The sequence below is a fragment of the Bacteroides sp. D22 genome (assembly GCF_000163675.1).
GTDB lineage: Bacteria > Bacteroidota > Bacteroidia > Bacteroidales > Bacteroidaceae > Bacteroides > Bacteroides xylanisolvens.
Genome location: NZ_GG774800.1, coordinates 121,923 through 139,722, shown reverse-complemented (window position 1 = coordinate 139,722; position 17,800 = coordinate 121,923). Strand labels below are relative to the sequence as shown.

Below are 17,800 nucleotides of genomic sequence, written 5' to 3'. Positions count from 1 at the left end.
TAATTGTATACAGTTCCGCCCTTTCAGGGCTTGTGGCTGGTGTGTTTTTTTCGTAGGGCGTTGCCCTACGCTATATAATTAAGCCCTTTCAGGGCACCCCAATAAATATATAATTGTAAGGCTTTCAGCCTAACTGCAAAATTCCCATTTAACCGATAAATTCTCATTTAACCGATAAATTCCCATTAAACCGCTAAATTCCCATTTATCATTTCAAATTCCCATTTATCATTTCAAAACTGTTTTCTATTTAAACATTATATGTACCCGATTTCGTATCTCCTCCGTGACCTGTCCAGTTCTCGTGGAAGAACTGTCCACGCAACTCGTCTTTGCGCTCGAAAGTGTGCGCACCGAAATAATCGCGTTGTGCCTGCACAAGATTGGCGGGCAGATCGGCAGATGTGAGCGAATAGAAATAGTTCAGCGCAGAAGAGAAAGCAGGAACAGGAAGTTCTTCTTTCATGGCTTCCGCCACCAGGTTTTTCCATCCGGGAAGCAGCGTTTTCATTTCTTCTTTAAAATAAGGAGCCAACAACAAGTGTTTAGGCTTGTCGGTGGCTTCGAAGGCGGCAGCAATGTCGTTCAGGAATATACTGCGGATGATGCATCCCCCACGCCACATGCGGGCAATGGAAGCCAGGTCGAGATGCCAGTCGAAAGCGTCGGAAGCACGTTGCAACACGGCGAATCCTTGAGCATAAGAGACGAGTTTGGAAGCATAAAGAGCAGAAAATATATTCTTTACGAGTTCCACCTTATTATATATAGGTTGTGTATGTTGACACTGATATTGTCTGGAAGCCAGATGACGCAAGTCTTTCTGTGCAGAAAGGCTTCGTTCGAATACCGCTGTGGCAATCAATCCCAACGGCATGCCGAGTTCCATAGCGTTGATGACCGACCATTTGCCGGTACCTTTCTGTCCGGCCGCATCCAAGATTTTATCAATCAGATACCCTCCGGATTTGTCTTTATGCCGCAGGATGTTGGCGGTGATTTCAATCAGGTAGCTGCGTAGTTTGCCTTCGTTCCAACGGGCAAAGACATCAGCCATTTCCTCATTGGTCAGATCCAGCAACTTTTTCATCACCCAATAGGCTTCGGCGATCAGCTGCATATCACCATATTCGATACCGTTGTGAATCATCTTCACAAAATGACCCGATCCGGCAGGGCCTACCCATTGGCAACAGGGAGTGCCGTCCGGTGCTTTTGCCGCAATGCTTTGAAGGATCGGTTTCACTTCCGGCCATGCTTTCTCCGAACCGCCGGGCATGATAGAAGCTCCATTCAAGGCTCCTTCTTCACCGCCGGACACTCCGCTACCGACGAAGAGAAATCCTTTCGACTCCGCCAGTTTGACGCGGCGGTTGGTATCTTCGTAATTGGAGTTACCACCATCAATAAGAATGTCTCCCGGTGAAAGCAACGGGAACAGCTGATCCATCAATTCGTCAACCGGACTTCCGGCACGAACCATCATCATTATCTTACGGGGAATAGCTATCGAATCTACAAATGCTTTTATATCTGTGAATCCTTCGATGTTTTTACCTTTTGCACGACCATTCATAAAGCGATCTACCACTCCTTCCTCTACTCCGGGAACTGTACGGTTATATACCGATACATGCCACCCCTTACTCTCCATGTTTAAAGCAAGATTCTCGCCCATCACAGCCAAGCCGATAAGTCCGATATCTGTCTTATTCTGATTTGCCATAACTTATATATTTTGAATATTCTGTATCTTAGTAACAGTTGAAATGCACATTTGTTCGCAATATTTTAGATTAAAATATTATTTTTGTGGTCTACAAATAAAATCAAGGATGAAGAAGATCAAAATCGGTTTGTTGGCACGCATCGTAATTGCCATCATTTTGGGTATTGCCATCGGCACTTTTTTCCCGGCTCCGCTAGTGCGAATATTCGTTACTTTCAACGGCATTTTCAGCGAGTTTCTCAATTTCTCTATCCCGCTGATTATCGTCGGACTGGTAACGGTGGCTATTGCCGACATCGGAAAAGGTGCAGGAAAAATGCTGCTCGTGACGGCTCTGATTGCTTATTTCGCCACCCTGTTTTCGGGATTCCTCTCCTACTTCACAGGAGTCACCGTGTTTCCGTCACTCATCGAACCGGGAGCGCCGCTTGAAGAAGTGAGCGAAGCACAAGGAATCCTCCCCTACTTCTCCGTCTCCATCCCACCGCTGATGAACGTCATGACGGCCTTGGTATTAGCCTTCACCTTGGGCTTGGGACTGGCGTCACTGAACAGCGACGCATTAAAAAACGTGGCACGTGATTTTCAGGAAATTATCGTACGAATGATTAGCGCAGTCATTCTGCCTTTGCTGCCGCTTTATATCTTTGGCATATTCCTCAACATGACACATTCGGGACAAGTATATTCCATCCTGATGGTGTTTATTAAAATTATCGGAGTCATCTTTGCTCTTCACATCTTCCTGTTAGTTTTTCAGTATTCCATCGCGGCATTGTTTGTACACAAAAACCCGTTTAAATTACTTAATAAAATGCTGCCGGCTTACTTCACGGCATTGGGCACACAGTCTTCGGCAGCCACCATCCCTGTAACGCTGGAACAGACCAAAAAGAACGGGGTATCTGCCGAAGTGGCCGGTTTCGTGATTCCGCTCTGCGCCACCATTCATCTGTCGGGCAGCACACTGAAAATCGTAGCCTGCGCACTGGCATTGATGATGATGCAAGGAATACCGTTCGACTTCCCCTTGTTTGCCGGATTTATCTTTATGCTGGGCATCACAATGATAGCCGCTCCGGGAGTTCCGGGCGGAGCTATCATGGCCTCTCTGGGAATTCTTCAATCCATGCTCGGCTTCGACGAATCGGCACAGGCTTTGATGATTGCGCTTTACATCGCAATGGACAGTTTCGGCACAGCCTGCAACGTGACGGGCGACGGAGCTATCGCTTTGATTATCGACAAAATAATGGGGAAAAACCGTGCTGAAAGACTGTGCTGAAAAATAATTGGGTAGTAGCTTGGCTGGCTCACAAAAAATGCCGACATTTGCACCCACATTTTCAATTATATTAAATAATAGCGTATGAAAAAAGCCCTAATTTCAGGCATCACCGGGCAGGATGGTTCTTATCTTGCCGAATTTCTATTGCAAAAAGGTTACGAAGTACACGGTATACTCCGTCGTTCTTCTTCGTTCAATACAGGACGTATTGAACATTTGTATTTTGACGAGTGGGTGCGCGACATGAAACAGAAACGTACGATCAATCTGCATTATGGGGATATGACAGATTCTAGTTCGTTAATTCGTATTATTCAACAGGTGCAACCGGATGAAATCTACAATCTCGCTGCTCAAAGCCACGTGAAGGTTTCATTCGACGTCCCGGAATACACAGCCGAAGCGGATGCTATCGGTACGTTGCGTATGCTCGAAGCGGTACGCATCCTGGGACTGGAAAAGAAAACCCGCATCTATCAGGCTTCTACTTCCGAATTGTTCGGTAAAGTGCAGGAAGTTCCACAAAAAGAGACAACTCCATTCTATCCCCGTTCTCCATATGGGGTAGCCAAACAATATGGTTTCTGGATTACTAAAAACTACCGCGAAAGCTATGGTATGTTTGCCGTAAACGGAATCTTGTTCAATCACGAGAGCGAACGCCGTGGCGAGACATTCGTTACCCGTAAAATTTCGCTTGCTGCCGCACGTATCGCACAGGGCGAACAGGACAAACTGTATCTGGGTAATCTGGATGCACGTCGCGACTGGGGATATGCCAAGGATTACATCGAATGTATGTGGCTGATCCTGCAACATGACGTTCCCGAAGATTTCGTAATTGCTACCGGAGAAATGCACACAGTACGCGAATTCGCAACGTTGGCATTCAAGGAAGCAGGCATCGAACTTCGTTGGGAAGGTGAAGGCGTGAATGAGAAAGGTATCGACGTAGCTACCGGAAAGTCTTTGGTAGAGGTTGATCCTAAATATTTCCGTCCGTCAGAGGTGGAACAACTGCTGGGTGACCCGACTAAAGCAAAAACATTGTTAGGATGGGATCCATGCAAAACATCATTCGAAGAACTGGTAAGTATCATGGTGCGCCACGATATGGAAAAGGTGAAGCGGATGATTGCTACCAAACATTAAATGAATTTCATTTCACCACAGATTAACACAGATTTCCACAGATTATAGATATAAAAAAATTCTGTGGAAATCTGTGTTAATCTGTGGTGAACTAATAAAAGATAGAATGGAAAAGAATGCAAAGATATATATAGCAGGACACCGCGGACTTGTGGGATCTGCTATCTGGAAGAATTTGCAGGATAAAGGATACACCAATCTGATAGGCCGCACGCACAAAGAGCTTGACCTGCTGGATGGAATGGCTGTCCGTAAATTCTTCGATGAAGAACAGCCGGAATATGTATTCCTTGCCGCTGCCTTTGTGGGTGGTATCATGGCGAACAGCATCTACCGTGCCGACTTTATATACAAGAATCTGCAGATTCAACAGAACATTATCGGAGAGAGTTTCCGTCACAACGTGAAAAAGTTGCTCTTCCTCGGTAGTACGTGTATTTATCCACGCGATGCCGAACAGCCGATGAAAGAAGATGTATTGCTTACTTCACCGTTGGAATATACCAACGAGCCGTATGCAATCGCCAAAATTGCCGGACTGAAAATGTGCGAGAGCTTCAATCTGCAATATGGAACGAACTACATCGCCGTGATGCCGACAAACCTTTACGGCCCGAATGATAATTTCGATTTGGAACGCAGCCATGTATTGCCTGCCATGATTCGCAAGATTCATTTGGCACACTGTCTGAAAGAAGGAAACTGGGAAGCTGTACGCAAGGATATGAACCAGCGTCCGGTGGAAGGTGTCAACGGCGACAGCTCGAAAGAAGATATTCTGGCTATTCTGAAAAAATACGGAATCAGCGAAACAGAGGTCACTCTCTGGGGTACGGGTACTCCTCTTCGCGAATTCCTCTGGAGCGAAGAAATGGCGGATGCCAGTGTCTTCGTTATGGAGCATGTGGACTTTAAAGATACCTATAAAGAAGGTAGCAAAGATATCCGCAACTGCCATATCAACATCGGAACCGGTAAGGAAATCACCATCCGCCAATTGGCCGAACGGATCGTTGAAACAGTAGGTTATCAAGGTAAACTGACCTTCGACAGCAGCAAACCGGACGGTACAATGCGCAAGCTAACCGATCCTTCAAAACTGCATGCACTGGGCTGGCACCACAAAATTGAAATCGAGGAAGGCGTACAAAGAATGTACGAATGGTACTTGAAATAAGAAATGAAGTTACTGTAAATATGCTATTAGCTGAATGTTTTTTGCTAATAGCATATTTTTTTTAGCTATAATGATAATTAAATTAGCTATAATGATAATCAGTTTTGCTATAATGATAATCCAATTAGCTATAAGCATAATCTGTTGAGCTATGAGCATAATCTTTTTTATACTACGAGTCAATCTTTATATTATAAGTTAATCCCTTTTGTGATAAGCCTTCATCCAACTAAGCATCATTTATCCAACCATAAACACCATTTATTCAATTATAAGCCTCATCCATTGTATTTATAACGTATCGCCACACAAATTCCCCCACTACTCTCTCCCCCATTTCCAAAAATTCTTCACTCTTAATTCTTCATTCTTAATATAATTGCTATATTTGCACAATTTAATACCAAATGTGCAAAAACAATGGAACAAAGTTTTATAGCCTATATTGAGAATAGCATCAAGAATAATTGGGATTTGGATGCCCTGACCGATTATAAAGGTGCAACTTTACAGTATAAAGACGTAGCTCGCAAAATCGAGAAACTCCATATCATCTTTGAAGAAAGCGGAATCCGCAAGGGAGACAAGATTGCCGTTTGTGGAAGAAACAGCTCTCACTGGGGAGTTACTTTCCTTGCCACACTGACGTATGGAGCCGTTATTGTACCTATTCTCCATGAATTTAAAGCAGATAACGTACATAATATCGTCAACCACTCCGAAGCTAAATTACTGCTTGTAGGAGATATGGTATGGGAAAACCTGAACGAGTCGGCAATGCCGCTATTGGAAGGTATCCTGATGATGAACGACTTTACCCTATTAGTGTCACGCAGCGAACGACTCACGTATGCACGCGAACATCTGAACGAAATGTTCGGCAAAAAATATCCGAAGAATTTCCGTAAAGAGCATGTCGCTTATCACAAAGACGAACCGGAAGAACTGGCAGTTATCAATTATACTTCGGGAACAACGAGTTATTCCAAAGGAGTAATGCTCCCCTACCGCAGTCTGTGGTCGAATACCAAATTTGCTTTTGAAGTGTTGGAACTGGAAGCCGGAGATAAAATCGTTTCCATGCTTCCTATGGCACACATGTACGGATTGGCTTTTGAATTCCTTTATGAGTTCTCCGTAGGTTGCCACATCTACTTCCTCACCCGTATGCCAAGCCCTAAGATTATCTTCCAGGCTTTTGAAGAAGTGAAACCCAGTCTGATTGTTGCCGTACCACTCATCATCGAAAAGATAATCAAGAAAAGCGTGCTTCCGAAGTTAGAAACTCCGGCGATGAAGATATTGCTGAAAGTGCCTATTATCAATGACAAGATAAAGGCAACAGTGCGCGAAGAGATGATTAAAGCATTTGGCGGAAACTTCAAGGCAGTCATCGTAGGAGGTGCAGCGTTCAATCAAGAAGTGGAACAGTTCTTGAAAATGATTGATTTCCCTTATACGGTTGGATATGGAATGACGGAATGTGGCCCGATTATCTGCTACGAAGATTGGAGAAAGTTCAAACCGGGTTCTTGCGGAAAGGCTGTGCCACGGATGGATGTACGGGTATTGTCATCTGATCCCGAAAATATTGTTGGTGAAATCGTATGTAAGGGCCCGAATGTGATGCTGGGCTATTACAAAAACGAAGAAGCCACTCAAGAAGTCATCGACAAGGACGGTTGGTTGCATACCGGCGACTTAGCTTTGATGGATGAAGAAGGTAATGTTACAATCAAAGGACGAAGCAAGAACCTGTTATTGAGCTCCAGCGGACAGAATATCTATCCGGAAGAAATTGAAGATAAGTTGAACAACCTGCCATACGTGGCTGAAAGCATTATCGTTCAGCAAAACGAGAAACTTGTCGGACTTGTTTATCCCGACTTTGACGATGCGTTCGCCCACGGCCTGAAGACTGAAGACATCGAACAAGTAATGGAAGAAAACCGCGTGACACTGAACACCATGCTACCGGCATACAGCCAGATATCCAAGATGAAAATCTATCCGGAAGAATTTGAAAAGACACCGAAGAAGAGCATCAAGCGTTATTTGTATCAGGAAGCAAAAGGCTGATAGATTGTCAGCTGCATAGAGAAAGATATAACTTAAACCGAAAAAGAGAAAGGAATGAAGATAAAGAAAACAATACTTACGGCAGCTATACTAATGGCTGCCGTTTCTTTACCGGCACAGAACAAGAGTGCAGGGATCAATATATCCATCTGGAAAGATATATGCACGCAACCGCATGACAGTACACAGACGACCTATGTAAACATCGGCCTCCTGTCTACCATGAACCGTCTGAACGGTGTGGGTATCAACGCATTGGGAAGCGTGGTTCATGGTGACATGAACGGAGTACAAATCACCGGATTAGCCAACTTGGCAGGGGGTACTATGCGAGGCGTTCAGCTGGCTGGTATCAGTAATATCAGCGGCGATAACACCGTAGGGCTTTCTGCTGCCGGATTGGTAAATATCACCGGCGACAAAGCACAGGGAGTAGTCATATCCGGGCTAACGAGCATCGGAGGAGACAACAACTCGGGATTAATGATTAGTGGTTTCATGAATGTGACGGGCAATATGGCTTCGGGCTTACACTTTTCCGGAGTAGCAAATATCACCGGACAGAGCTTCGGTGGTTTGATGGCTTCGGGACTTTTAAATGTAGTAGGCGAACACATGAACGGTTTGCAGATAGCAGGAATTGCCAATATAACCGCATCAAAGCTGAATGGAGTGCAAGTAGCATTATGCAACTACGCAACGAAAGCGCGCGGACTTCAAATTGGTCTTGTCAATTACTACAAAGAAGATATGAAAGGTTTCCAACTTGGTTTAGTGAATGCAAATCCTGACACAAAAGTGCAAATGATGGTATACGGTGGAAACGCAACGCCTGCCAATATCGGGGTACGGTTCAAGAACCAGTTGTTTTATACCATATTGGGAGTGGGTTCCATGTATCAGGGATTGAATGATAAGTTTTCGGCCAGCGCATCCTATCGTGCCGGTCTGTCTTTCCCCCTTTACAAAGGGTTATCCATCAGCGGAGACCTCGGATACCAGCATATCGAGGCTTTTGACAACAAAGATGAGGTCATCCCGAAACGCCTGTACGCACTGCAGGCACGTGCAAATCTGGAATATCAATTTACCAGGAAGTTCGGCATCTTTGCAACAGGTGGATATGGATTAACCAGATTCTATAATAAATCGAGCAATTACGATAAGGGAGCTATTATCGAAGCGGGTATTGTTCTTTTCTAAACTTACCAATTAACGTGAGATGTACATGACTGTAATTAGAGAATACCGGGAAACAGACAAAAATGCCGTAATAGATTTAATCAGACAGAACACACCTGAATATTTTGCACTGGAAGAAGAAGCTGATTTCAGCAATTATCTGGATAGTGAACGTGAGCTGTATTTTGTTCTTTTGCTTAACAAGGAGATTGTCGGATGTGGTGGAATAAACTTCACAGATGACAAAACCACTGGAAAAATAAGTTGGGATATCATACATCCCCAGCACCAAGGTAAATCACTAGGAGCACAATTACTAAAATATAGAATTGAAAAAATAAAGTCTATTAATGGTATTCAAAAAATAACTGTTAGAACTTCACAATTAGCTTATAAATTCTACGAAAAACAGGGATTTACATTGAAAGAAATAAGAAAAGACTATTGGGCCAAAGGTTATGATATGTATAGTATGGAATATAATGGCCATTGATTTGTAATAAAAAAGGGGCACTCGAATGGTCCCTAAAAAGAAAATCTCCCCTTATTATAGTTGAACTGCACTCCTAAAGTTTTGTATCTAACTTTTAGGAGTGCAGTTCACTTTTATCTATTATACCTTTTCTTTAATCAAACCAGTACGATAAGCAACGAGCAATTTCTTCAAATCCTGTATTTGAGTCACCAGTTCTTTTCCTTTATCGGTATCTTTCACCATCATCCGTTGCGAATTGAATTCCAAGACAAAGTTGGTAGATTTGATATCAAGCCCCTCTTCAATAGCTTTCTGACGAGACTGGAACGGCTCGTGCTGCACAAGCTGCATACCATGAGAGTGATAAACAAGCGTATATCCCGCAATTCCCGTTTCCGGCTGATAAGCTTTTGAGAATCCGCCATCAATAACGAAAAGCTTGCCATTGGCTTTCATTGGCTGTTCTCCCTGAATCGTTTTCACAGGCACATGACCGTTGATGATATGCGAATGAGGACCGGAAGCTCCAAACTCTGCCAAAATTTGATCGCAGACATCTTCCCGGTTACGCAATGTATAATAATAACCTTTCTTCTCTTTATGCAATTCTTTATCTTCTACGAAATAACGCTCAAAGGTTGCCATCTTATCCTTATCGAACAAGGGAGCTTCCGGACCACACCACATATACCAAATGTAATCCATAGCAAATTCCTTATCCTCCTCCCCTTCTTCATCGAAGTACGCAGTACGAATCAGTTGATCGGCTTTATCCAGCAATTTACGTCCCCAATACTCCTTACCACGTATTTTGACATGCTTAAAGCTGCCATCCTCATTCAGAGGGACAGAAGCGTGATAAAGAAGATTTGAATTTGAAACCAGATACATTCCGCCATAGGTAAACAGGCAACGCATGTGTTTCTTCAGCTTTTCACTATTCATAAATGAATAATGAATCTTTTCTACCAATTCGCGTTCTTCTTCCGTCAACCGGTAAGGATCGGCAGGATCTACGGTCGGGAAGTTGGTATCGCGCAAAGCATATTCTTTTCCTTCGTATACAAAGATGCCACGCTCAAAATCAATCTTTTCCAGCAGTTTACGGTTGGTCATCCCGAACTCCGGACGACGGTCGATGATTTCGGCTTCCAGCTTAAACTGGATAATGGTAATGGCTTTATGCATTTGAGTTATCAAGCGCAGAGTCTTCTCATTATAATGAGCGTCGGCAAAATTCATCTTCGGCATGAAGATGGTGCAAGGATCATCGGCATACGTATCCATTGCAAAAGTAGCCAATGGAAGCAGATTGATTCCGTATCCGTCTTCAAGCGTGCCCAGGTTGCCGTAGCGCATGGACATACGTATCACGTTGGCAATACAACTATCGTTACCGGAAGCTGCTCCCATCCAGAGAATATCATGATTTCCCCATTGAATATCGAAGTTATGGTAATTGCACAACGTATCCATGATGATATGCGCGCCAGGACCACGGTCGTAAATATCGCCTACGATATGAAGAGAGTCAATAGTCAGACGCTGAATCAGATTGCACATAGCGATAATGAAATCGTCGGCACGCTTGGTAGTGATAATCGTGCTGATAATTACATTGATATAGGCATGCTTGTTCGGCTCGATGGAAGATTCGTGCAATAATTCCTGAATAATATAAGAGAACTCGGCAGGCAGCGATTTACGAACCTTCGAACGGGTATATTTGGAAGATACATTCTGACAGACCTTCACCAGTTGGTTCAGGGTAATCAGATACCAATCATCCAGGTCCTTTTCACGGGCTTTCACTAATTGAAGTTTCTCTTCGGGATAGTAAATCAACGTGCAGATTTCTTTCTTTTCAGCCTCGCGGAGAGTGTTGCCGAATATTTCATTTACTTTACGTTTTACCGCACCTGAAGCATTTTTCAGTACGTGCTGAAAAGCCTCGTATTCTCCATGAATGTCAGTCAGGAAATGCTCTGTCCCTTTAGGTAGATTTAAGATAGCCTCCAGATTGATTATTTCCGTACTAGCATCGGCAATCGTAGGAAAACTTCGGGAAAGCAGTTGCAGGTAACGGAGATCTCCCACAATGCTTTCAGGAGTTATGTTACTTTGAGCAGTCATTTTATTTACTATTTTACTATTTACAATTTACTAGTTACTAATTACGATTCAGCAATGTACCATTCTCAATTTAACAAGAACATCAACAACACTTGGGCGATAATTACCCGCAGGAACATACATAGCGGATAAACAGTCGCATAGGCTACGGATGGGTTGTCGCCGGGGATTGTATCGTTTACATAGTTCAGTGCCATCGGATTTGCCATACTTCCGCACAACATACCGGATACAGAACCGAAATCGATCTTCATCATCTTGAAGGCCACGAATCCAACCAACACTGTTGGAATGATAGTCAATCCGGCTCCCAAACCAATCCATAATAAGCCTTCCGGACGGAATACGGTATCGAAAAAGTGAGCTCCCGCATCCAGCCCCAGACAGGCAAGGTACATGGAAAGTCCCAAGGCACGCAACATCAGGTTCGCGCTACGGGTGGTATAGGTAATCATGTGTATCCGTGGTCCAAAAGTACCCAGAAGGATACCGACAATGATCGGTCCGCCCGCTAATCCCAACTTCACAGGAGTACTGACACCCGGAAAAGAGAAAGGAATAGCCCCCAGTGCCAAACCAAGCACGATACCGATAAATATAACAACCAGATTGGGTTCTTTCAGGCTTTTCACGGCATTTCCCAATACTTTCTCCACATTCTGGATAGCAGCAGCCTCGCCCACTACTGTCAGGCGGTCGCCCAACTGAAGTATCAATCCCGGAGTAGCAAGCAGTTGCACCCCCGACCGGTAAACACGGCTGATGTTAATACCGTAATGGTTTCTCAACCGGAGTGCACCGAGTTTCTTACCATTCAGTTCGGGACGGGTGACAACGATACGCTGCGAGATCAATTCGCTGTCAATCGCATTCCAGTCAATGTCCTCTTTATTCCAATCCGTATTTTCCTGTTCACCAAAAAGCACTGTCAGGGCCAAAGCGTCTTTTTCCGCAGTTACCACCAGCAGACGGTCGCCTTCTTTCAGAATCTTGTCTGAAGTCGGAATACTGACATGTCCGTCACGCCACAAACGGGATATGACAAACTTCGGGTAACTCATACGAGCTATATCCTTGATACTTTTATTGAAAATAGCAGGATTGTGTACTTGAAACGCTGCAATATAAGTTTTGTTCGCATCGTCTTTCTCTTTTATCTCCAAGTCTTCTTTGCGGACCAATACTTTACGGATTAATAAAACAGCAAGAATTACGCCGACTACTCCCATCGGATAGGCCACCGCACATCCTAAAGCAGGCGTACTGCTGTTTATTCCCATCTGTTTCAGAGTTTGTTGCGCAGCTCCCAATGCCGGAGTGTTTGTCGTTGCTCCACAAAGGATGCCCACCATATCAGGAAGAGAGACACCCGTTGCATAACTAGCCACCACCGTCAACAACGTTCCCAGCAGAACGACTCCCAACGCCAACATATTCAGCGTTACCCCACCTTTACGGAAAGAGCTAAAAAAACCGGGACCGACTTGTAGCCCGAGGGAATAAACGAAAATGACCAGTCCGAAACTTTCTGCGTAGTTTAACATCTGCGGATCGACCGAAAGCCCGAGATGGCCGGCCAGGATACCCGCAAAAAAAACAAAAGTGACTCCCAGGGAAACTCCCCAGAAATGCACTCTTCCCAAGCCCAAACCAATGGCAGAAATCAGTGAAAGTACCACAACAGCCTGTAAGGCAGAATGTTCGATAAATAGACTATATAACCACTCCATGTATATAAAAACTAATAGGGCGCAAAGATAAAAACTATTTAGTCCGGTTCAAAACTTTTAAGCTTTCATTTCGCGCCCTAATTATACCCTGATTCATATATCCTGAAATCTTATTGATTACCCTTTTACACTGTTACCTGTTATTTTGTTCTTAATACCTATTATATTTCTATCTTAACAATCTTATCCTTTCTCTTTTTACCCGCATCTTGTTATCCTTCCAACGATGCTTTTTTACCTGTTTCTTCCTTTACGCTTACCTATTTCTTTATCTTTTTCTAATTTCTTTATCTCTCCTAATTTCTTAACCTTTTCTTATTTCTTCCTGCTTCGCGTTTCTTCCTGCTTTACGCTTCATCTTGTTTCACGTCTCATCTTTTCCCTTGAAACTCCACAAAGTTATTTCGTCCGTCCAGATAACCGCTCAATCTGTTTCCACCGATATATACATCATCCAGGTATGAAACATCATTCGGTCCGTATGACATACGAATGGAAGTCTGTGCATAATTTTCCCAACTCCAACGGAAATTATATTCATATTGATCGACTGTTCCATTAGGATATTCCACCCGTATATAGTCGATTCCGGTACGGTCTAAAAAGAAATCCAGTTCCTGACGGCAATAGTTACCGTCCATGTCGCGGTAGAAACTAACCCAGGTACGGCTACATAAATCAGCCGAACGGTTATAGTACCCTGCACCATTATTATCATCATCATAGAAACTGTCTATTTCCACTTCGCAAGAGGTAAAACTTACCATCAATATAGCCATCAACGCCAAACCGAAGTATTTAAATGTGCTCGTTTTCATATTCCTTTATTTTTAATGGTTCTCTAATTATTATATATCATTTATCTTTCGATAGAACAAAAGTAGAGAATGAATTTTCCCCATGAAACTGAAAACTCCTACTTATCAGGAGGAAATTGCCTAAATCTAGGAGTAAATCCCTCCGGCGAAGTCTATTTCAAAGAATTCTTGTATCTTTGCCTCTTGCTAACAACACATGAAATTATCCGTCACATGAAGTCTATCAAATCACATATCACCCAATTATTGAAGTCTCTCAATGAGGGAGTATTCGAAAAAGAGCATACCATCGCACTGTCTCTGCTATCCGCCATGGCAGGGGAAAGTATCTTTCTGCTGGGCCCTCCGGGAGTAGCTAAAAGTTTGGTAGCACGCAGGCTCAAACTGGCATTTAAAGACGCAGATGCTTTTGAGTATCTGATGTCCCGCTTCAGTACACCGGACGAAATATTCGGCCCCGTCTCCATTTCAAAATTGAAGGATGAAGATACGTACGAACGCATCACAAAAGGATACCTGCCGACAGCATCAATCGTCTTTCTGGATGAAATATGGAAAGCCGGCCCTGCTATCCAAAATTCCCTTTTGACGGTAATCAATGAAAAGATATACCGCAACGGACAATTTACAGTGCGTGTACCCCTGAAAGCATTAATTGCCGCTTCCAACGAACTGCCGGCAAAAGGTGAAGGACTGGAAGCTTTATACGACCGTTTCCTGATCCGTCAGTTTGTCGGATGTATCGAACAGGAATATGCGTTCGATCAGATGATTTCTTCTACGCGGAAGATAGAACCTGAAATCCCGGAAAAACTCCAAGTAAACGATGAATTATACAATCAGATACAAGCTGAAAGCGAAAAAGTAGGCATTCACTATACCATCTTCGAGCTGATTCACAATATCAAACGAGAAATTGAACAATATAATACAGGACGGGATGAAAACACCCCTCCCATCTATGTATCCGACCGCCGCTGGAAGAAAATAGTAGGTCTGCTCCGCACATCAGCCTATCTGAATGAATCTCCGGGAATTCATTTCTCCGACTGCCTGTTGATGAGCGCCTGCCTATGGGATGAAATTTCGCAGCTCCCCATTATAGAAGAGATTGTAGAACAGTCGATAGCACGAGGCATCAACACCTATCTGTTAGGAGAAAAACGGCTGGAACAAAAATTGGACACACTGAAAGAAAACATGAAGTCCGAACACAGCCTGCGTGAACTTAGCGATCCGGGAATCCAGGTCGTAGACACCTTCTATCATCGCATAGAAGGTTATCACATTGCCGGAAATCTACTCATTTTTGCTTCCGATTACCAGTCTTTGAAGAAAGACAGCAACCGGTTGTTTTATATCCAACAAGATAAATTCCGTCCGGTCAACAAAATCCTGAAAGCCTACGATTTTGTAAGGAACAGAAATATCGCGCAAAAGAATATCTATTCCCTCCGAAAAGGAAGACGGTCTGTTTTCGTCAACAATCAGGAATATCCGTTACTATGTTATGACAATTGTGATCCTTTGCCTGCACAACAGGATGGCAACACTCCGTTCGAATTTACATTGCAGGAAGTGATCGACTTGCTGCATCAAATGGAAGTGGAATATAAAACAATCTCCGAGCGGGAAACAGCATATACAAAAGAGCATCTCTTCTTAAGCTCATCGCAAAAAAGCAAGATCAAACGAATTTTAGGAGAGACTGCACATATCATAGAGAATTACCGGAACGAACTCCGCATCATCGCTCATGCCCATGAACAAGAGAACAGAGAGTATTAGGCTCAAACACCTGCAAGACATTTATTACGAAAAATTGCAGGGAATAGCCTACGATGTGTATGACGAACAACTGCACAACCTGATTATCCGTCCCGAAGAACTGGATGCGGATATTCACCGGTATTTTCGTCACACGCAACCCTCCCTGCAAGATTTCTACTCCCACTACGCGTCGCAATGGGAATACTTTCATGAAATGGATGAAGCATCAGACACCAAGTTTCTCCAATTCCTGAAAAACAGCGCCTACCCGTTCTCAATGAAATATCACCTGGTAGACCTCAACGTAAAATACTACCTCCAGCGTTTTGACGCAATCAGCCCGCGCTCTAAAGAATGGAAAGCGTTGCGAACTCTCTTCTTCGACAAATGGCACACACTGCTCTCGAACAACGAGTTCAACTATCAGATGGAACATATCGAGCGGCTTTGTGATGATTTTTACCGTCTTCAGCTATCACTTGCCAAAAATCTTCCGGTACGTGGCGGCTCACGCCTCGTCTGGTTACTCCGCAACCATAAACAGATAGCAGAACAAATTTTAGAATACGAAGAAACGATCAAACGAAATCCCGTTATCCGTGAACTGGTAGAAATCTTGGGCAAGAAACACCAAAGCAGCCGGAAACGTTTCAAAATGACTGCCGGTATTCATCGGGAACAAATTATATCTCATGCCACCCGAAGTGATATTGCAGGTATTTGCGAAGGAAACGACTTAAACAGCCTTCTTCCCTTGGAATATTGTTATCTGGCCGAAAAAAGCCTGCAACCCATTTTCTTTGAGCGTTTCATTGAGAAGAGATTGCAAGTCATCGACTATCAATCACACGAAAAGCAAACCATCAACGACAAGAAAACAATAGGGAACGAAGTTTCCGAAGAAGCCGAAAGCCCTTTCATTGTTTGTCTGGACACTTCCGGTTCCATGGCAGGCGAACGGGAAAGAATCGCGAAATCCACCCTACTTGCCATTGCCGAACTGACGGAAGTGCAACACCGAAAATGTTACGTCATCCTGTTTTCCGATGATATCGAGTGCATTGAAATCACAGACTTAGGCAGCAGTTTCGATCGCCTGGTCGATTTCTTATGCCAATCCTTTCATGGCGGAACCGATATGGAACCTGTTATCACACATGCTTTGCGAAAGATCAGCGAAGAAGGATATATGGAAGCGGACATTATCACCGTATCGGACTTTGAGATGCGTCCTGTCGATCAACTACTATCCCGGACCATCGAACACGCAAAAGCGAAACAGACAAAGATGTACGCTATTTCTTTAGGTGGCAAGAGTGCCGAGACCAGCTATCTGAAATTATGTGATAAATATTGGGAATATAGCATTCAAAACGCCGAAAGTCTTAATAAAAATAGAATTGAGGAATCAAATATTTAATCAATGTTATAAAACATCTCTTTTTTCTTGTTTTATTTGCAAAGTTGACAGAAGTCCGTATATTTGTACTGTGTTTTTCATAGTATTAGATTTAAGGTTAACAAAAAGATTGGCTGTCTGGGATAGATAGCCTTTTTTTATGTCCTTTTCTTACGTCAAATATACCGTCACTATCCCATCCTGATGTTTACCCTATCCCATGAAGATACCGTCACTATAATAAGCGGATAGCGTCAATATGTTTCAAGTTCCCATTCCATCGATAAAAATTAAAAGCTTTCGAAAAAAAAATTCTTCCGTTTAACATTTGAAACATAGCAGGTTATCTCATTTTACAAAAAACAGGTAAAAAAAATCTTGCTAAAAGATTTGCGTAGTCCAAAAGTTCCCCCTATATTTGCACCGCATTTGAGAGAGAATGCGGGTTCAAGGAAGTTTGGGTGAGTGGCTGAAACCACCAGTTTGCTAAACTGACGTACTCGTAAGGGTACCGGGGGTTCGAATCCCCCAGCTTCCGCAAAAAATCTCAATATAAAAAAGAGCTAAGTTTTAAAGACTTGGCTCTTTTTAATCTATCAAACTCCGGTGGGTTCGTCTAACGGTTAGGACACATGCCTCTCACGCATGTAATACGAGTTCGATTCTCGTACCCACTACTATCTGATTATCAGCCTCTTACTAGCAAGTAAGAGGCTTTTTTATTGCCCTATATCTATATCAAAGTATCGTTTTTAGGCGTTATAAAGAAGTATTTTCAAAAGAAAAATGCAAATTTAATGCAAATATTCATCTTGAATTATTATCGTGCTATCCCATTAATGTACCTACCTATAAAGAAAAAGAGGAA

At 43.2% G+C, this 17,800-nt stretch carries 12 protein-coding genes and 2 tRNA genes; 10 read left to right on the top strand and 4 right to left on the bottom strand.

The window, feature by feature from the left end:
- Positions 1-250: 250 nt before the first annotated feature.
- Positions 251-1,726 (bottom strand): decarboxylating NADP(+)-dependent phosphogluconate dehydrogenase, encoded by a 1,476-nt coding sequence (gnd, locus tag HMPREF0106_RS17730; RefSeq protein ID WP_008644232.1) that lies wholly within the window; start codon positions 1,724-1,726, stop codon positions 251-253.
- A gap of 109 nt (positions 1,727-1,835) precedes the next feature.
- Between gnd and HMPREF0106_RS17735 the strand changes: the two genes are divergently transcribed.
- The 6 genes from HMPREF0106_RS17735 (at position 1,836) to HMPREF0106_RS17760 (ending at position 9,100) form a co-directional block, all read left to right on the top strand.
- Positions 1,836-3,014, top strand: a complete 1,179-nt coding sequence (locus HMPREF0106_RS17735; RefSeq protein ID WP_009039397.1) for a dicarboxylate/amino acid:cation symporter — start codon at positions 1,836-1,838, stop codon at positions 3,012-3,014.
- Positions 3,015-3,098: 84 nt separating this feature from the next.
- On the top strand, positions 3,099-4,169 hold the full coding sequence (gene gmd, locus HMPREF0106_RS17740) for a GDP-mannose 4,6-dehydratase (RefSeq protein WP_004316341.1): 1,071 nt from the start codon (positions 3,099-3,101) through the stop codon (positions 4,167-4,169).
- A gap of 106 nt (positions 4,170-4,275) precedes the next feature.
- The gene (locus tag HMPREF0106_RS17745) at positions 4,276-5,346 is read left to right on the top strand and encodes a GDP-L-fucose synthase family protein (RefSeq protein WP_004316340.1); all 1,071 of its coding nucleotides are present in this window, start codon (positions 4,276-4,278) and stop codon (positions 5,344-5,346) included.
- Positions 5,347-5,766: 420 nt separating this feature from the next.
- On the top strand, positions 5,767-7,425 hold the full coding sequence (locus HMPREF0106_RS17750) for an AMP-binding protein (protein WP_008022073.1): 1,659 nt from the start codon (positions 5,767-5,769) through the stop codon (positions 7,423-7,425).
- A gap of 54 nt (positions 7,426-7,479) precedes the next feature.
- Positions 7,480-8,628, top strand: coding sequence for an LA_2272 family surface repeat-containing protein (locus HMPREF0106_RS17755; protein WP_009039396.1), 1,149 nt, complete (start codon positions 7,480-7,482; stop codon positions 8,626-8,628).
- Positions 8,629-8,653: 25 nt separating this feature from the next.
- On the top strand, positions 8,654-9,100 hold the full coding sequence (locus tag HMPREF0106_RS17760; RefSeq protein ID WP_008644227.1) for a GNAT family N-acetyltransferase: 447 nt from the start codon (positions 8,654-8,656) through the stop codon (positions 9,098-9,100).
- A gap of 120 nt (positions 9,101-9,220) precedes the next feature.
- Here HMPREF0106_RS17760 and HMPREF0106_RS17765 read toward each other — a convergent pair whose 3' ends face one another.
- The 3 genes from HMPREF0106_RS17765 to HMPREF0106_RS17775 form a co-directional block, all read right to left on the bottom strand.
- Positions 9,221-11,215, bottom strand: coding sequence for a fructose-bisphosphatase class III (locus HMPREF0106_RS17765; RefSeq protein WP_004316337.1), 1,995 nt, complete (start codon positions 11,213-11,215; stop codon positions 9,221-9,223).
- A gap of 65 nt (positions 11,216-11,280) precedes the next feature.
- Positions 11,281-12,945, bottom strand: a complete 1,665-nt coding sequence (locus HMPREF0106_RS17770; protein ID WP_008019318.1) for a putative transporter — start codon at positions 12,943-12,945, stop codon at positions 11,281-11,283.
- A gap of 371 nt (positions 12,946-13,316) precedes the next feature.
- The gene (locus HMPREF0106_RS17775; RefSeq protein ID WP_008644218.1) at positions 13,317-13,763 is read right to left on the bottom strand and encodes a hypothetical protein; all 447 of its coding nucleotides are present in this window, start codon (positions 13,761-13,763) and stop codon (positions 13,317-13,319) included.
- Positions 13,764-13,976: 213 nt separating this feature from the next.
- Between HMPREF0106_RS17775 and HMPREF0106_RS17780 the strand changes: the two genes are divergently transcribed.
- From HMPREF0106_RS17780 to HMPREF0106_RS17795, 4 genes are all read left to right on the top strand, one after another.
- Positions 13,977-15,551, top strand: a complete 1,575-nt coding sequence (locus HMPREF0106_RS17780) for an AAA family ATPase (protein ID WP_009039394.1) — start codon at positions 13,977-13,979, stop codon at positions 15,549-15,551.
- Positions 15,526-16,953, top strand: coding sequence for a hypothetical protein (locus tag HMPREF0106_RS17785; protein ID WP_009039393.1), 1,428 nt, complete (start codon positions 15,526-15,528; stop codon positions 16,951-16,953). Before HMPREF0106_RS17780 ends, HMPREF0106_RS17785 begins: the two co-directional genes overlap by 26 nt.
- Before the next feature lie 430 nt (positions 16,954-17,383).
- Positions 17,384-17,470: transfer RNA gene (locus tag HMPREF0106_RS17790), tRNA-Ser, on the top strand.
- Between the two features lie 67 nt (positions 17,471-17,537).
- Positions 17,538-17,609, top strand: a tRNA-Glu gene (locus HMPREF0106_RS17795).
- The last annotated feature ends 191 nt before the right edge of the window (positions 17,610-17,800 follow it).